Raw genomic sequence first — 514 nt, 5'->3', positions numbered from 1 at the left:
GTCTTCTTTGGCTCAGTCTTCTTCGCCTCAGTCCTCGCTTCTGTCTTAACCTCAGTTTTCTTCGTGTCAGTCTTCGCTTCCACTTTCGTCTTTGGCTCGATTTTCTACAACAATTCTTATTATGAAACTTCCGGCTGGATAAAAGTAAGCGATCCCGCTATTCCCTGCGAAGGCGGAACGCGAAGAGACAGTTTAAGCGAAGCTCTTGCAATCCACGGCGACAGCCAATACTTCACTTTGTTACGCGAACAAAAATCGAATCTGTGGTATATCCGCTCTTCCAAGGCAATCTGCGAAAACGGATTTTTTGTCGGACTGCAAGGATACGAGACTCAAGTTTTTATTGACGTATATGAAGTTGAAGACGACGCGAAAGGCAGATGGGCAAGACTGCACAACGACTTGAACGGCAAGGGCGTTACCGATCCTCAGACTGCGATAAAAGACATTTTCCTTGGAGAACTCTACTACCGCTTCATGGAAATTTTAAAACCTGAAATTATTATCAACATGA

The 514-nt window shown here is 44.6% G+C and carries 1 pseudogene; it reads left to right on the top strand.

Annotated features, from left to right (window positions below):
- A pseudogene (locus ACYVRH_RS14440) lies at window positions 1-514 on the top strand (hypothetical protein); the annotation flags it as partial.

The organism is Treponema sp. R80B11-R83G3 (genome assembly GCF_054786115.1).
Note: the sequence above shows the minus strand (reverse complement) of the source record. Positions and strands in the feature narration are given on the sequence as shown.